Raw genomic sequence first — 15,164 nt, forward strand, 5'->3', positions numbered from 1 at the left:
CAATAACCGGGTCATTCCGTGATGAAAGCCCCCCAATCGAAAGATTGGTCCCGGAGTCCGGTTTTCCAGAGGTTCCCGCCGGGATCAACCCGAAACAGGCGTGCGGCGCGGGCTGTGAGGGCCCGCGCCGGTAATTGGATCTCTTATGTTTCCTGACGTCAGCCGGCGGTGTAGGTGACCATGCCGCCGCAGATTGTCGCGGCGATTTGTGTCTGGTCGAGCTGGTCGAGCGGCTGGCTTTCGATGTCGCGGTCGAGGATGACGACATCGGCCAGCTTGCCCTTGGCAAGCGAGCCTTTCTTGGTGTCGGTGCCCTCGGCCCAGGCGCCGCCGATGGTATAGCCGGCCAGCGCCTCGTTCAGGGTGAAACGGTGGTTCGGGACGTCATCGGCCCATGCTTCGCGTGTCGTGGCGGCGTGCAGGCCGCGAATGATCGAGATGTCGGAGACCGGCCAGTCGGAGGCGAGCGCGATGGGGGCGCCGGCCTTGGCGAGGCGTTGCCAGGCAAAGGCGTCTTTCCACCGGTCGCGGCCGATATTGGTCAGCGTAGGCTCCAGCGGCAGGCCGCAGCAACCCGGCGCATGGGGCGGCTGGATGGAGGCGGTGATGCCCATGGCGCCGATGCGCTCGAAATCCTCGGGCGCGACCAGTTCGAGGTGTTCGATGCGGTGGCGCGGGCCTGTGGGGCCGTTGGCCTTGCGGGCGGCTTCGTAGCCGTCGAGCACGCGCTGGGTGGCGGCGTCGCCGATGGAATGCACGGCGATCTGCAGGCCCATCGCGTCGACCCGCGTGGCGAGGTCGGCAAAGCGCTCGGCGTCGAACCGGCCGTGCGAGCGATAGCCGGGCTGGCCGGGATAGTCGTTCTTCATGAAGGCGGTGCGGCTGTCGATCACGCCATCCATGAAGAACTTGACGAAACCGGAGGCGAGCCAGTCGTCGTTCCACGTCTCGTGCATGTACCTGGCGGCTTCCAGATCGGCCGCCTCCATCTCGGGGACGAAGTGGAAGGGGACGCGGACGCGCACCTGAAGCTCGCGCCGGGCGCGAAGCTCTGTCAGCAGTTCGAGGAGGTAGGTGTTGCCGTCCATGTTGACGATGGATGTGATGCCGTGGCGGGCGGCGTGGTCGAGGCCGCGCTTGAGGTGTTTGAGGTCTTCCTCGCGTTCTTCTTCCGTTGGCCACGGGTCGGGGTCGCGCCCGGTGGTGAGGCCGAGGCTGACCCGTTCCTGTCCGGCAAGGCGGAGGACGGGGCCGAAGGCCTCGGGCTCCAGCAGGGCGCCGTTGGCGCGGCCGTCGGCGCCCATCACCACCTCGTGGCCGGGGGAGGTTTCGAGCCCGTCGATCAGCCCCGCCTGTTCCAGTGCGATGGTGTTGGCCCAGACGGTGTGGTGGTCATGCGCCATCATCGCCAGCGGCCGGTCGCGAAGCATGCTGTCGAGCACCTCACGCGGGGACGCCTCGGCAAAGACGGCGTAATCGGGGGCCTGCGCCATGACGAGCGGCAAGTCGGGGCGCTCGGCGGCGTAGGCGCGGACATGCCTGCGAATTTCGTCGGGGTCGCTGGCGCCGTCGAGCTGGAGGTTCTGCAACTCGCAGCCGCCGATGAAGAGGTGCATGTGACTTTCGATGAAGCCCGGCAGGACGGTGGCGCCCTTGGCGTCGATCCAGCGGGTGTCGGGGCCGGCCAGTGCCTCGACATCCGCCGCATCGCCGATGGCGTCTATATAGCCGCTGTTGATGGCGATGGCCTCGGCGCGGGGCTTGTCCCCCTCCATCGTGAGGATCCTGCCGCCGGTGATGATGAGATCGGCTGTCATGTCGTGGCCTCCCTAAATGGTCTGTCGTCAGGCGCCGAGCGCGTCGCGGATGGCATCGAAGGCGCGCATCGTGTTGCGGGTGTATTCGGCGATCAGGTAGTCGGGCCAGCTCGAGACCAGGGCGATCACGAGGGCGCTTTTCGGGTCGATATAGATGAACTGGCCGAAGACGCCGCGGGCGCAGATATCGCCGCGGTCGGCATCGCGGATCCACCAGAAGCGGCGGTAGGCGCCGTTGGGGAAATTGTCGGACCAGGGCGGGCCGAAGACGGAGGGGTCGCCCGTGCGCATCTGGTCGATCCAGGCTTGCGGGACAAGCTGCCGGTCGCCGGCGCGGCCGCCGTCGAGGACAAGCTGGCCGAGGCGGGCATAGTCGCGGAGGGTGGCGTTGAAGCCGCCATCGGCCAAGGCCGTTGCGTCTTCGTCGACGGTGAAATTGGCGTCGCGTGTGGCGCCGATATGCTGCCAGATGCGGGTGCCGAGCAGGGTGGCGAGATCGTCGCCCGCGACCCGTTCCATGACCCATGCGACAACATCCGTTTCGATCGAGCGGTAGTCGAAATCGCCGCCATGGGGCCGGATCTTCGGCAGGGAGAGGATGACCTCGCGGATCGTCGGGCGCCCCTCGGCCGGGTCGGCGGGGCGCCAGCCGGAGGCGATGTCGATGCGGGTCATGTCGCTGCCCGGCGTGTTGTACTCCTCGGTGAAGCGAACGCCGGAGCGCATGTCGAGCACCTGGTCGAGCGTGGCATCGGCATAGCCGCTGTCCTTCAGCTCGGGGATGATATCGGCCAACGGCGCGTCGAGGTCGAGCAGGCCGTCGGCCCATATCCCGCCGGCGACCAGTGCGGTGACGGATTTCGCCACCGACTGCGACAGGTGCAGGCTGTGGGGGGCCATGTCGTTGAAATAGCGTTCATAGACGGCGCGGCCGCGGTGCATGACGAAGATGCCGTCGGCATAGACCGCCTGCAGGAAATGCGAGAGGCCGGGCGTTTCGCCGGTCTCGGTGGGAACGGGGATGGCGTCGAGGTTGGCAGGTGTCTCGCGCAGGTCGCTTTCCGGGCCGGTGCCGCGGAAGACATCCGCCGTGGGGAAAAGGCGGTGCATGTTCCGGAAACTCCACCGGTTGTAGGGCGGCAGGTCCCAGTTCGTGAGGGTGGGGCGCTTGTCGCGGGGCGGGGGGAAGCCCTGCATGATGCCCTGGGCACGCGCCGTTTCTGGCACGCCTGCGGGGGGCGTGGGTCGGGCCGTCATGATCTGTCCTCGAAATGTCTTCTGGGGCGAGGCGCGCGGCCCAACCGCGCGCCTCGGTGTCCGCGTTACTGCTTCAGGCGCGTCCAGACCTTGTTGTAGAGATCTACCACTTCCTGCGGGCAGGGCTGCACGAAGTCCGGCGCCGGGGCGTCTTCGGGCATGACGATCTCGGGCGCGCTCAGCATCTCTTCATCCATGAATTCCTCGGAACCGACGATGCCATTCGCATAGCGGGCGAAGTTCGAGGTCATCGCGGCGTTCTCGGGGTCCATCATGAAGTTGATGAAGAGCTTGGCGTTTTCCATGTTCGGCGCGTCTGCCAGAACAGCCACGTTGTCCATCCAGCCGGTGAAGCCTTCCTTGGGATAGGCATATTGCAGCGTCGGGCGCTGGGCGCGGGCGCGCATGGCAGCGCCGTTCCAGTTCTGCGACAGGTCGACATCACCCGAGGTCAGCTTCTCGATGGTGGAATAGTCCATCGTGCGCCAGTGCTGCTTGGCCTCGAGCAGAAGCTCAAGCACTTCGCGCATCTCGTCCTCGTTGCCGTTGCAGCGGCCGTAGCCGAGATAGCGCAGGCCGGCATTGATGACGTCGTTCATGTCGTTGAGCATGTTGATCCGGCCCTGAAGGACTTCGGGCGGGTCGAACATCAGCGCGAGCGTGTTGATGTCGCCGTCATAGACTGCCGTGTCGACGGTGAAGGCGGTGGTGCCCCACTGGTAGGGGATCGAGTAGTTGCGGCCCTCGTCCCACCAGACATCGACCCATTTGGGATCGACATTCTTGAAGTTTTCCATCTCGTTCGGCTTCACCTCGGCCAGCAGGCCCTCGCCGATCATGACCTTGATCATGTAGTCGCCGGGCACGACGATGTCATAGCCGGTATTGCCGGCCTGAACCTTGGCCAGCATGGTTTCGTTCGAGTCGTAGCTGTCGAGGTTGACGGTGACGTCATGCTCCTGCTCGAACTTCTCGATCATCTCGGGGTTGGTGTAGTTGCCCCAGTTGTAGATGTTGAGTTCACCCTCGGCGAGGGCCGCACCGCCGGCAAGCGCCAGCGCCGTGGCCGCCGTCAGGGCCTTCATCGTGGTTTTCATCTTTTGTACCTCCTGTTGGTTTGGTCTTTTGGTTACTTCTTCATGTTCCCCTGAACGAGGAACAGCACGAGCACGAGCAGCACCGACACGCCGACAAGGATGGTCGACACAGCATTGATCTCGGGCGTGATGCCGCGGCGCAGGGCGCCGAGGATGTATATGGGCAGGGTGGTCTCGCCCGGGCCTGCCACCATCAGCGTGATGATCACGTCGTCGAGCGAGACGACAAAGGCCAGCATCGCCCCGGCCAGGATGCCGGGCATGAGAAGCGGCAGGGTGATGTATCGGAAGGTTTGCCAGGGCGTGGCATAGAGGTCGGCGCCCGCCTGTTCGAGCGTCAGTGTCATGTCCTCCAGCCGGGCGCGGATGGGCATGTAGGCGAAGGGGATGCAGAAGGCGGTATGCGCCGCCATCAGGTAACCAACGCCGGTGATACCGGTGAGATACTTGACCAGCGAGAACAGCGACAATGTCGAGATGGCGGTGACGATCTCGGGGATCATCAGCGGCTGGTTGATGATGCCGTAGGCCAGACCCTGACCACGGAAGGCCGCCGTGCGGGTGGTGGCCAGCGCCGCCATGGTGGCTGCAATGGTCGAGAAGACGGTGGCGACCAGCGCCACCTTGACCGACATCCATGCGGCGTTGCGGATGCCTTCGTTTTCAAGGGCGGCCTCGTACCAGCGCAGGGAGAACTCGGTCCATTTCACGACCGAGCGATTGTCGTTGAACGAGAAGACGACCAGCACGACCAGCGGCAGGTAGAGCGCGAAGATGCAGGCCCAGCCGGCGGCCTTGAACCCCGGCATCGCCTTGAGATCACGCGAGCGCATCCTGCGGCGGGTCGACGGCGCGGTGGCTCCCGCGGCGAGAGGGGGAGTGTCAGCCATGGGCGCGCGCTCCCTTGCTTACCGAACGGGCATAGATCAGCAGGGCAATCACCACGAGCGCCATCAGGATCAGCGCCGCCGCCGAGCCGAAGGGCCAGTTGCGGGACGAGCCGAACTGGATGGCGATCATGTTGCCGATCATCAGCTTCTTGCCGCCACCCAGAAGCTCCGGGGTGATGTAAGCGCCAAGCCCGGGGATGAAGACGAGGATGCAGCCGGCGATGATGCCGGGTTTGGCGATCGGCGCGATGATGTGGCGCAGCACGCGAAAGCGGTTGGCGTAGAGGTCGTAACCCGCCTCGACCAGCCGGAAATCGAGTTTTTCGAGGCTGGCATAGAGCGGTAGCACCATGAAGGGGAGGTAGCTGTAGATCAGCCCGATGAAGACCGCCGTGTCGGTATAGAGGATCGACAGCGGCCGCTCGATCACGCCGACGCCCATGAGTGAAAGGTTGATCAGCCCCTCGTCTCGCAGGATCAGCAGCATCGCATAGGTCCGGATCAGCAGGTTGGTCCAGAACGGCAGGGTGATCAGGAACAGCCAGAAGTTCCGCTGGTCGCGCGGCTTGGTGGCGATGAAATAGGCGGTGGGAAAGCCGATCAGCAGCGCGCCGATGGTGGCCCCGAAGGCCAGCCCGATCGAGCGCATGTAGATCGTGAGGTACGAGTCGTTGAACTGCAGCGTGCCGTCGAAGATGTCGCGTTCGAACAGGAACTGGACATAGGCATAGGGGGTGAATTCCCAGATCACGCCGCCATAGGTGCCGGGCGTCAGGAAGGAATAGAGCGCGGTGATGCCGAGCGGCAGGATGCTGATCGTCAGGATGATGATCAGCGCCGGGGCCAGCAGAAAGCGGCGGGTTCGGCGTCGCCGGCGGCGCGATTCCTGTTCGGCGAGGGTGAGGCTGGTGTCGGTCATGCCAGAACCCGCGCGCCGCCCTGGGCGATGACGACGCCCACCTGAGCGCCCGGCGACACGTCGATCCCCTCGGTCGAGCCGCCATGGCGGACGACCAGTTCCTCGCCCGAGCCGAGCCGGATATGCAGGTTGTGGGCCGAGCCCATGTAGACGAGGTTCTCGAGCTGACCGGTGAGTGCGGGCGTTTCGCCGGCCTGTGCGACGCGGATGCTTTCGGGTCGGAGGGCGACGGCGCAGTGGCCTTGCGTATCGGCCCCGGTGGAGCGCGCCAGCATGGTGGTGCCGTCCTTGAGGCGCACGCGGGTCTGGTCGCCCTCAGTGCCTTCGACCTGCGCTTCGAGGATGTTGATGTCGCCGATGAAGTCGGCCACGAAGCGGTGCGTGGGCTTGTCGTAGATTTCCTTGGGCGTGCCGATCTGGAGGATCTGACCGTCGCGCATGACGGCGATCCGGTCGGACATGGTCAGCGCTTCTTCCTGGTCGTGGGTGACGAAGATGAAGGTGATCCCGGTCTCGGCCTGCAGGCTTTTCAACTCGATCTGCATGTTCTTGCGCAGCTTGAGGTCGAGCGCCGCCAGCGGTTCGTCGAGCAATAGCACCTTGGGCGCAGGGGCAAGGGCCCGCGCCAGCGCGACCCGTTGCTGTTGCCCGCCCGAAAGCTGGTCGGTCCGGCGGTTCGCCATGGCCTCCAGCTGGACGAGGGAGAGCATTTCCTTGACGCGACTTCCGATCTCGCCCGAAGGCTTGCCCAGCATCTTGAGGCCGAAGCCGATGTTCTCCGACACGGTCATGTGCGGGAAGAGCGCGTAGTTCTGGAACACCGTGTTCACGGGCCGAACATGCGGGGGCAGGGCGGTGATGTCCTGCCCGTCAAGTTCGATCGTGCCGCTGGTGGGCAGTTCGAACCCGGCGATCAGCCGTAGAAGCGTGGTCTTGCCACAGCCCGAGGGGCCCAGCAGCGTGAAAAACTCGTTTTCGCGGATCTTGATGTCGACATTGTCGAGAGCGGTGACCGCCATCTCGCCTTGCCCGAAGGTTTTCGTCAGGTCGCGGGCCGAGATCATGTTGCGTCGTGTGGTAGCGTCTTTGGGGGCCTTTGCGGTATCGCTGGTCATTCCCTGTCCCTGTTTTTTGTCGCCGCGACATTGTTTATGGTATTTATTTATCGAATCGCGATACTGTTATGATAATAACATGACTGGTCCCACGGCAACATCAACTTTCGCCCCCGCGGCGTCGCTTGAGAAACGCATCGAGAATGTGTGGGACAGCCTGTCGTCGGCCGAACGCCGGGCGGCGGCGTGCATGCGGGCGCGGGGCAGCCTTCTGTCGCTCGATACCGGCGCCGCATTGGCGCAGGAGGCGGGCGTCAGCCAGATGACCGTCAGCCGGCTGCTCAAGAAGATGGGGTTCCAGGGGGTGGCGGCGCTGAAGCGGGCGCTGCGCGAGGACGAGGCGCTGGACGCGATCGACCTGAAGGACCGCAACGAGCGACTGCTCGACGGCTCGATCGGCGATTTCCTCAAGCGTGAAGCCGAGGCGGTGCTGGCCCTGGCTGAGCTTGTGGCCTCGGACCGCTGGCGCGAGGCGGTCGAGGTGGTGCACGGCGCCGACGACGTGGTGGTGGCCGGGTTCCAGATGCTGCGCGGGCACGTCGAGGATTTCGCGCGGCGGCTGTCGACCTATCGGGATAACGTGCGATATGCGGCCACCCATGACGGGTGCCTGTCCGAGCTGATCCCGCCGAAAGGGCGGGCGCGGCGGCGTGTGCTGATCCTTGTCGATATCGTGCCCTACGGGCGCGAGGCCGAGACGGTGGCGGCGCTGGCGCGGAAATCGGGTTTCGAGGTGCTGATCCTGACCGACGAGCTGAACGAGTGGGCGAAGGCGCATACCGATCTTGTGCTGACGGCGCGCATCTCCACCGACCTGACGATTGAATCCACGGGGCCGCTGGCGACGCTGTTGTCGCTGCTGGCGCAGGCGGTGGCCGAGCATGACCCGGTGGCCACCGCGGCGCGGCTGGATCACTGGGCGCAGATCGCCGGGGAGATGCGGTACTATTCGCGCAAGACCCCGCGCCGGCGCCGCCCGCTTTGGAAGGCGAGCTATTCCGGGCCGAAGGGTTAGCCCCGGCCCGGCGAAGCTATGTCCGGCCGCGGTCAGGCGGCAAAGTCCATCTGTTCCAGTTCGCTCAGCGCATCTGCAAAGGCGTCGACGATGAGGTCGATCTCGTCCCGCTCGATGATCAGGGGCGGGCAGAAGGCCATCGCATCCATCATCGCCCGCGAGATCACGCCGCGCTCGAACAGCAGCTTGTTCATCGCCGCGCCCAGCTTGCCCGGATTCAGGTCTGCGCCCATGTCCGGGTGCACCAGCTCGACCGCCGCGATCATGCCGACGCCTCGGACCTCGCCCACCATCGGGTGGCGGGCGAACTGGGCCAGCTTGTCACGGAAATAGGCGCCGTTCTCGGCAGCCTTGGTCACGAGGTCGCGTTCCTCGATGATCTTGATGTTCTCCAGCGCGACGGCCGCGCCCACAGGGTGGCCCGCGCCGGTATAGCCGTGGCCCAGCACGCCGATCCGGCCGCTTTCCTCGGCGATGGGTTCGTAGAACCGGTCGTTCAGCAGGATGGCCGAGAAGGGCACGTAGCTCGACGTGATCTGTTTCGACATGACGATGGCGTCGGGCCGGATGCCGTAGGTTTCACAACCGAACATCTTGCCGGTGCGGCCGAAGCCGTTGATGACCTCGTCGGCGATCAGCAGGATGTCGTACTTCGCGAGCACCGCCTGGATCTTTTCCCAGTAGGTGGCGGGGGGGACGACCACGCCGCCCGCGCCCATCACCGGCTCGCCGATGAAGGCGGCGACGGTATCGGGGCCCTCGGCCTGGATCATCGCGTCGAGATCCTCGGCGCAGCGGGTGGCGAACTCTTCCTCGCTCTCGCCATCACGGCCTTCCTTCCAATAATGCGGGCAGGTCGTGTGAAGCACGCCGGGAAGGGGCAGGTCGAACGAGCGGTGGTTGTTGGGCAGACCGGTCAGGCTGGCCGAGGCGATGGTGACGCCGTGATAGCCGCGGTTGCGCGAGATGATCTTCTTCTTCTCGGGCTTGCCGAGCGCGTTGGAGCGATACCAGATCATCTTCATGACCGTGTCGTTCGCCTCGGAGCCGGAGTTGGTGTAGAACACCTTCGACATCGGCACCGGCGCGATGGAGACCAGTTTCTCGGCAAGGTCGATGGCCGCCGGATGCGCGCGGTGGGCGAAGTTGTGGTAGTAGGGCAGCTTCTTCATCTGCTCCGTCGCCGCGTTGACCAAGCGGTCTTCGCCGAAGCCGACGGCGACGCTCCAGAGGCCGGCCATCGCCTCGACATAGCGCTTGCCGTGATTGTCGAACACGAAGACGCCTTCACCGTGCTCGATGATCTGCGGGCCGTTCTCGGCGTGGGCCATGGCATCGGTGTAGGAGTGGAAGTGATAGGCGATGTCGCGCGCTTCGGGGGAATTGGGAGCAAGTGTCATGAGACTATCCGTATTGAAAGGCCACTGATCCGGGGTTCGGTAAAACACTGGCAGAAGTGGCGGTGAAAGCAAATCGGAAATTTGATCAAAAAATTCTTCGGCCATGCCCCGCCGAGCTTGCAGTCCGGATGAGCAACAAGGCCTGTAGCCAATCAAAAAAGAATATGTTAGCGCTATCATAAATGCGACAACAGGAAGAGGGATCCTCTATTATGACTGCCAAGCTTGCCATCAACGGCTTCGGCCGCATCGGCCGTTGTGTCCTTCGTGCGTGGGTCGAGTCGGGGCGGGACGATATCGAGATCGTCGCGATCAACGACCTCGCGCCGGTCGAGACCAGCGCGCATCTCCTGAAATATGACAGCGTCCATGGCCGCATGTCGGCGGATGTCTCGGTGGAGGGCGGTCACCTGAACGTGGGCGGGCGGCGCATCCGTGTCACCGCCGAGCGGGCGCCGGAGAACCTGCCGTGGTCGGACGTGGACGTGGCGCTGGAATGCACCGGGGTGTTCACAGCGCGCGACAAGGCGGCGCGGCATCTGCAGAACGGGTCGGGCCGGGTGCTGGTTTCGGCGCCGGCAGAGGGGGCGGACAAGACCATCGTTTACGGGGTCAATCACCAGAGCTTGAGCGCGAATGACACGGTCATTTCCAATGCCTCCTGCACGACGAACTGCCTTGCCCCGGTGGCCAAGGTGCTGGACGATGCGTTCGGGATCGAGACCGGCTACATGACGACGGTGCACAGCTATACCGGCGACCAGCCGACGCTGGATGCGGCGCACAAGGATCTGTACCGGGCGCGGGGTGCGGCGTTGTCGATGATCCCGACGTCGACGGGTGCGGCACGGGCCGTGGGGCTGGTGCTGCCGCACCTTGCCGGGCGGCTGGACGGGGCGGCGATCCGGGTGCCGACGCCGAATGTCTCGGTGGTCGATCTGACCTTCATGCCAAGGCGCAGGGCCACCGCGGAGCAGGTCAACGAGGCTATCCGAAAGGCAGCAGGGCAAGGGCCGTTAGAGGGTATCCTGGCGGTGAACGACGCACCGCTGGTGTCGAGCGATTTCAACCACGATTCCCATTCCTCGGTCTTCTGCCCCGGTCAGACGCGGGTGACGGAGGGCGGCATGGTGCGGGTGCTGTCGTGGTATGACAACGAGTGGGGATTCTCGAACCGGATGCTGGATACCGGGGCGTGGATCGGCAAGCGGCTGGGGCTGCCGGTGGGCGAGCAGAGGCTGGCGGGTTAAAGGGCCTCGGACCCCGAATTTTCAACGTCGGTATAACGTCGGTATTTTGTCGGTATTGCGTCGGTGCAATTTCGGTGAGGCCGGAGGGTGCCCGCGCCGCCATGTCGGCCGCGCGGGCGGTTTCGTAGTGGCGCTCAGTAGCCGGACGGATAGACCGGGAAGCCCGCCATCTGCCACGCCGTGATGCCGCCGCGATACCAGTAGACGTTCGTATAGCCGGCCGCGACCACCCGCAGGGTGGCGTTGTAGCTGAGCCAGCATTGCGGGTCGGAGCAGTAGAGGATGATCGGGTAATCGGCGAGTTGGCCGGTCACCTGCCCGAGGAACTGCCCGGTCTGCTGTTGAATCCGGTCCTCGTAGGAGCCGGGAGACGACATTTCCGGGATCATGTAGGCGCCGGGCAGGGCGTATTCGCCGCCCAACACGTCGATGATGATCATCTCGAGACCGCTGGCCATGGCGTTGGCGAGGCCTTCCGTCGAGACGACCGAGGCGCCGGGCACCGCGGTGGGGGTCGGCGCGTGCATGCCGCCATTGCGCAGGTTGCCCGAGGGCGGCACGCCGTAGTCACGGCTTTCGAAGGAAAGGATCTGGGGATCGACCGTGATCGCCTGGGCCTGGGCCTGCCCGCCCTGATCGGTTTCGGGCTGGGTCTCTGGTTGGGTTTCGGGCATGGCGGTTTCGGTGCTGTCACCGGTTCCGGTGCCGGAGCCGGTGATCGCGAAGTCGGGATCGAAGCTGCCGTCCTCGGGCGCGGTGTCCGCCGTCGTGCCGCTATCGGCCGTGCCGGTATCGCCGGTGGTGGTGCCGCTGTCGGTCGTGGTTTCGGTTCCCGGTCCGAAACTGCCGCCGAAGCCGTCATTGGTGGCCGGTTCAGAGGCGGCTTGCGCCCCGGTGTCCGAGCCGGTGTCCGGCTCGGGTTGCTTGGCGTCGGACGTGGCCTCGACGGCGGGCTCGCCGTCGTCGAAGCTGCCGCCGAAGCCGTCGTCGGCGAGCGCCGGGACGCTGAGAAGCGCCGCCAGCGCCGCGCCTGTCGCGGTGCGTGCAATCAAGGTCATACGTTCTCTCCTTCCCGCGGATCAGCCGCGCACGTGGGCTGCAATCCAGTCGAAGTAGTTCGACACGCGGGTGTAGACCGAGTAGAGGTTCTCGTGCCCGCAGGGCTCGGCCGAGCCGAGGGGTTTGCGGCCCCAGCTGACGATGCCGACCTGGAGCCAGTCGCCGTCGGCTTCCTTGATCATCAGCGGGCCGCCGCTGTCGCCGTTGCAGGAGGTGCGCTTGCCGCTGGGAACGCCGGCGCAGATCATGTTTTCGGTCAGCGCGTCACCCCAGTTGTTCAGGATGATCGCGTAGGCCTCCTCGAGGCTGGTCATCGGGATCCGGTTCTCGGTGCCGATGGCGAGGAGGAAGGCCCCGAGATCGCGCTGGGATACCTCGGCCATGCCCTTGTTGCAGGTGGCGTTGGATACGATGTCGATATCGGTTTCCATCAGGTCGACCGGGAACTTGGCCTCTTCCATCATGCCCCAGCCGATGACGACCGCCGGGCCCTCGGGAAGCTGGGTCGAGCCGGTCTGCACCGGGATGGCGGCGACCGGGCCGGAACTGTCGCTGATCGGCTCGGCCAACTGGATCAGGCCGATATCGGCGTCGCCGGTGCGGGGATCGTAGTTCTCGTGGATGATCACCTGGGCCACGGCGCGCAGGTCGCCCTGGCCAAGGTCGACGGCACCGGATTTCACCGCCACCTCGCCCGGCTGGACGGCGCGGCCCTCGTCATCGGCGATGCAGTGGGCGGCGGTCAGCACCCATTGGCGGGCGATGATCGAGCCACCGCAGAATTGCGAGCCGTAAAGCCCCTCGGTGGTGCCGTCGAGCCGTTCGGTCAGGTGCAGCGACACCTGGTGCGGCCAGGCGCCATCCTGGGCGGCGCGGCCGCCATAGATGCGCGAGGCCGTTTCCCCCGGCACGTTCTCGGCGCGTTCGCGTTCGCCGATGACGTAGTTCGCGACTGACGTCCCCGTGCCCTGGGCCGGTACGGCAACCTTGGAAAAACTCGAATCCTGCGCCATGGCCGGCGGCGCAATCATGCAGAACACGGACAATGCCGTGGCGCTTGAGGTCAGAAATTTCATTTGTCTTCTCCCGTTAAAAGTCCTGTTTCTTCCCCTGGTAATTCGTTGACTCGATCGACCGGCCCGCGCGCAGGAACGCTTCGCGGCGGGGCAGGACCTGCCAGGTCCATGCCTCGACCCAGATGCCGGCGGAGCCGAGCCCGCCAAAGGCACCGCGCGTGTCGCCGCGCTGGGCCAGGTCTTCGAGAAAGGCGCGCGGGTCGGCTGCGGTGCCCCTTGCGGGGCCGTCGGTGCAGGTCTCGACCAGCCCTTCGAGGTTGAGCGCCTCGGTGTTGTCGCGGGCCTCGGTCACGACGACGAACAGCCGCTCGGTGCCGGCGGAATAGCCGCCGGGACAGTCGGAGCAGATGGTCATGGCCGGGCCGAGGGGCAGCGCATTGGCGTTGCCGGTGATCCGTTCGTGTTCGGCATGGACGCAAAACTGCGCGTCGACATGCACGCGATTGACGTCGAAGGTGCCGCCGGTGGCGCCCTGGGCGCTGAAGGCGAGCCCGTCGCATTGCTTGAGCCGGGCGCCGCGGTCGAGGGGGACGGGCGCAGTGCCGCTGGCGGCACGGTAGGCGGCGCGGCATTCGCGGCGGGGGGAGGTGTCGCTTCCAAGGTCGGCCAGCGCCTCGATCGGGACGGGCTGGAGTTGGGTTTCGACGTCGATCGGGCTGGGGTTCAGGAGCGAGCCGGAGGCGGAGAGGTTTTCCAGCATCCGGGCCAGGGTTTCGGCGCGGGCGATGCGGGCGAGGATTGCGGGAAGGTCGGGGCTGCTCTCTGGCGTCCAGGTGAGGCCGGCGGGGCTGTCGCCGGCCTGGGCGGGCAGGCCGAACCAGAGGGCGCCGTCGGTGTGGAGCACGTCGATATCGGCCTCGGTGGCCGACAGGGTGACGGCGGGGCCGGTGCCATCTGCCGTGGCGGTGACGGCTTCGGACAGGGCCGTGACAAGTGGGTGGTCGTCGGGCAGGGCGGTGCCGGTGGCGAGGTCGCGGGGAAGGGCCAGCGCGATGGTGAGGTCGACCGGGTGGGCGATGACCTGGGCGAAGCGGGCCTCGGGCGGCAGGGTGCCGCCGATGTCGCAGAGCGTGTCGGCGCGCGGGGTGCAGTCGGCGGCGACGGGGCGGAGGAAGGCCTCGGCCGCGTCGGGGTCTTCGACCTGGGCGAAGCCGATCAGGGCGTCGGGCGCGTCCGCCGCGTCGGCCACCAGACCCAGCAGCGTGCCCTCGGCCAGGCCGTGGACCATGCCGGCGGCGACGCTGTCATCGGTGACGGCGAAGCGGCGCACGCCCGCCGTGTCGCGCCCGCCGAAGACGGCGGCGTCGATCAGGTCGCCTTCCCAGAGCGGCGTCTGGAGCTTGGCGACGCCGGGGACGTGGGAGGCGTTCATGTCGGAGAGCACGGCCTGGAAGAGCTGGCGGAAGGAGAGCGCGGCGTCGTCCTGCAGCCGGGCGGCGAGGGTGGAGGTGAAGAAGCCGTACCAGTCGTCGCCGCCCTCGGCCTCGGCGAAGTTGATCTCGCGCGCCAGTTCGGTGGATTGTGCGGCGTAGAAGGCGAGGAGGCCGCCGGGCGGTTCGGCATCGGTGGCGGCGGGGTCGGTGGCGTCCTCGGCCTGGTGCGCGGGGGTGACGGAGACGCCGAGGGCGGCGGGGTCGACGAAGCGGGCGACGGTTCCGGGGGTGGCGGCGCGGGTGCCGGAGCCGGAGTGGCAGCTGTCGAGCACGAACCAGACATCGGCGCCGGTCATGCGGATGGCATGGAGTGCTTCGCCGATCTCGTCATCGGTGATGGCGTTGGGGATGGCCCCGGCGCCGGGTTCGGCGCGGGCGGTGTCGGCGGGCAGGAAGACCTCGTCGAGCCCGTCGGCCTCGTCACCGGTGCGGTCGGGCTGGCGGGTGCCGTGGCCGGAGAGGTGGATGTAGATGAAATCGCCGTCCTGCGCCGTGGCGGCGAGGCCGGCGAAGGCGTCGAGGATGGCGGCGCGGGTCGGGCGCGGGGCGCCCTCGATCCCGTCGGCGAGCACGGTGATATCCGAAATGCCGCGGCTTTCGAGGGTGGTGTGGAGAAGGCGGACATCGTTGGCGGGGCCCTTGAGGTCGGCCACGCCGGCGGCATCGTCGTAATCGGAAACCCCGATCAGCAGGGCGCGTGTTTCCGCCGCCGCAACGTGGGGCGCGGCAAGGAAAATGCCATAGATCAAAAACACCAGCAGGCCGCGCATCATGCAGGCCATCCTCCCCGGGAGTCGCGATGCGTACGAATTAACCGAGGGTCAGCTTACGCCGGG

The 15,164-nt window shown here is 66.2% G+C and carries 12 protein-coding genes; 2 read left to right on the forward strand and 10 right to left on the reverse strand.

Annotated elements, in window-relative coordinates; all coding sequences use genetic code 11:
* Nucleotides 1–158 precede the first annotated feature (158 nt).
* From ACO07J_RS20925 to ACO07J_RS20950, 6 genes are all read right to left on the reverse strand, one after another.
* Complete coding sequence (locus ACO07J_RS20925) at nucleotides 159–1,817, reverse strand: amidohydrolase (RefSeq protein WP_422032569.1); 1,659 nt, start codon at nucleotides 1,815–1,817, stop codon at nucleotides 159–161.
* A 27-nt stretch (nucleotides 1,818–1,844) separates the two neighbouring features.
* On the reverse strand, nucleotides 1,845–3,074 hold the full coding sequence (locus ACO07J_RS20930; RefSeq protein ID WP_422032571.1) for a serine hydrolase domain-containing protein: 1,230 nt from the start codon (nucleotides 3,072–3,074) through the stop codon (nucleotides 1,845–1,847).
* A gap of 65 nt (nucleotides 3,075–3,139) precedes the next feature.
* A complete protein-coding gene (locus ACO07J_RS20935; RefSeq protein WP_422032573.1) occupies nucleotides 3,140–4,171 on the reverse strand; it encodes an extracellular solute-binding protein in 1,032 nt (343 codons plus the stop codon).
* A 32-nt stretch (nucleotides 4,172–4,203) separates the two neighbouring features.
* Entirely contained in the window at nucleotides 4,204–5,061 is an 858-nt protein-coding gene (locus ACO07J_RS20940; protein ID WP_422032575.1) for an ABC transporter permease, read from the reverse strand.
* On the reverse strand, nucleotides 5,054–5,980 hold the full coding sequence (locus tag ACO07J_RS20945; RefSeq protein ID WP_422032577.1) for an ABC transporter permease: 927 nt from the start codon (nucleotides 5,978–5,980) through the stop codon (nucleotides 5,054–5,056). The genes ACO07J_RS20940 and ACO07J_RS20945 overlap by 8 nt, the downstream gene beginning before the upstream one ends.
* Nucleotides 5,977–7,095, reverse strand: coding sequence for an ABC transporter ATP-binding protein (locus ACO07J_RS20950; RefSeq protein ID WP_422032579.1), 1,119 nt, complete (start codon nucleotides 7,093–7,095; stop codon nucleotides 5,977–5,979). Before ACO07J_RS20950 ends, ACO07J_RS20945 begins: the two co-directional genes overlap by 4 nt.
* 79 nt (nucleotides 7,096–7,174) lie before the next feature.
* Between ACO07J_RS20950 and ACO07J_RS20955 the strand changes: the two genes are divergently transcribed.
* Nucleotides 7,175–8,110, forward strand: coding sequence for a MurR/RpiR family transcriptional regulator (locus ACO07J_RS20955; protein ID WP_422032581.1), 936 nt, complete (start codon nucleotides 7,175–7,177; stop codon nucleotides 8,108–8,110).
* Between the two features lie 32 nt (nucleotides 8,111–8,142).
* On the opposite strand, the gene ACO07J_RS20960 is transcribed toward ACO07J_RS20955, so the two are convergent.
* Entirely contained in the window at nucleotides 8,143–9,510 is a 1,368-nt protein-coding gene (locus ACO07J_RS20960; RefSeq protein ID WP_422032583.1) for an aspartate aminotransferase family protein, read from the reverse strand.
* Between the two features lie 212 nt (nucleotides 9,511–9,722).
* Here ACO07J_RS20960 and gap point away from each other — a divergent pair, with 212 nt between their 5' ends.
* On the forward strand, nucleotides 9,723–10,760 hold the full coding sequence (gap, locus tag ACO07J_RS20965; RefSeq protein WP_422032585.1) for a type I glyceraldehyde-3-phosphate dehydrogenase: 1,038 nt from the start codon (nucleotides 9,723–9,725) through the stop codon (nucleotides 10,758–10,760).
* Nucleotides 10,761–10,894: 134 nt separating this feature from the next.
* On the opposite strand, the gene ACO07J_RS20970 is transcribed toward gap, so the two are convergent.
* From ACO07J_RS20970 to ACO07J_RS20980, 3 genes are read right to left on the reverse strand one after another with little or no spacing between them, the layout of a single operon-like run.
* Nucleotides 10,895–11,818, reverse strand: coding sequence for a rhodanese-like domain-containing protein (locus ACO07J_RS20970; RefSeq protein WP_422032587.1), 924 nt, complete (start codon nucleotides 11,816–11,818; stop codon nucleotides 10,895–10,897).
* 21 nt (nucleotides 11,819–11,839) lie between these two features.
* Nucleotides 11,840–12,895: a S1 family serine peptidase gene (locus tag ACO07J_RS20975; protein ID WP_422032589.1), complete on the reverse strand. Its 1,056-nt coding sequence runs from the start codon at nucleotides 12,893–12,895 to the stop codon at nucleotides 11,840–11,842.
* A 13-nt stretch (nucleotides 12,896–12,908) separates the two neighbouring features.
* Nucleotides 12,909–15,101, reverse strand: coding sequence for a caspase family protein (locus ACO07J_RS20980; RefSeq protein WP_422032591.1), 2,193 nt, complete (start codon nucleotides 15,099–15,101; stop codon nucleotides 12,909–12,911).
* Nucleotides 15,102–15,164 lie beyond the last annotated feature (63 nt).

The sequence above is a fragment of the Roseovarius sp. genome, from assembly GCF_965228755.1.
Lineage (GTDB): Bacteria > Pseudomonadota > Alphaproteobacteria > Rhodobacterales > Rhodobacteraceae > Roseovarius.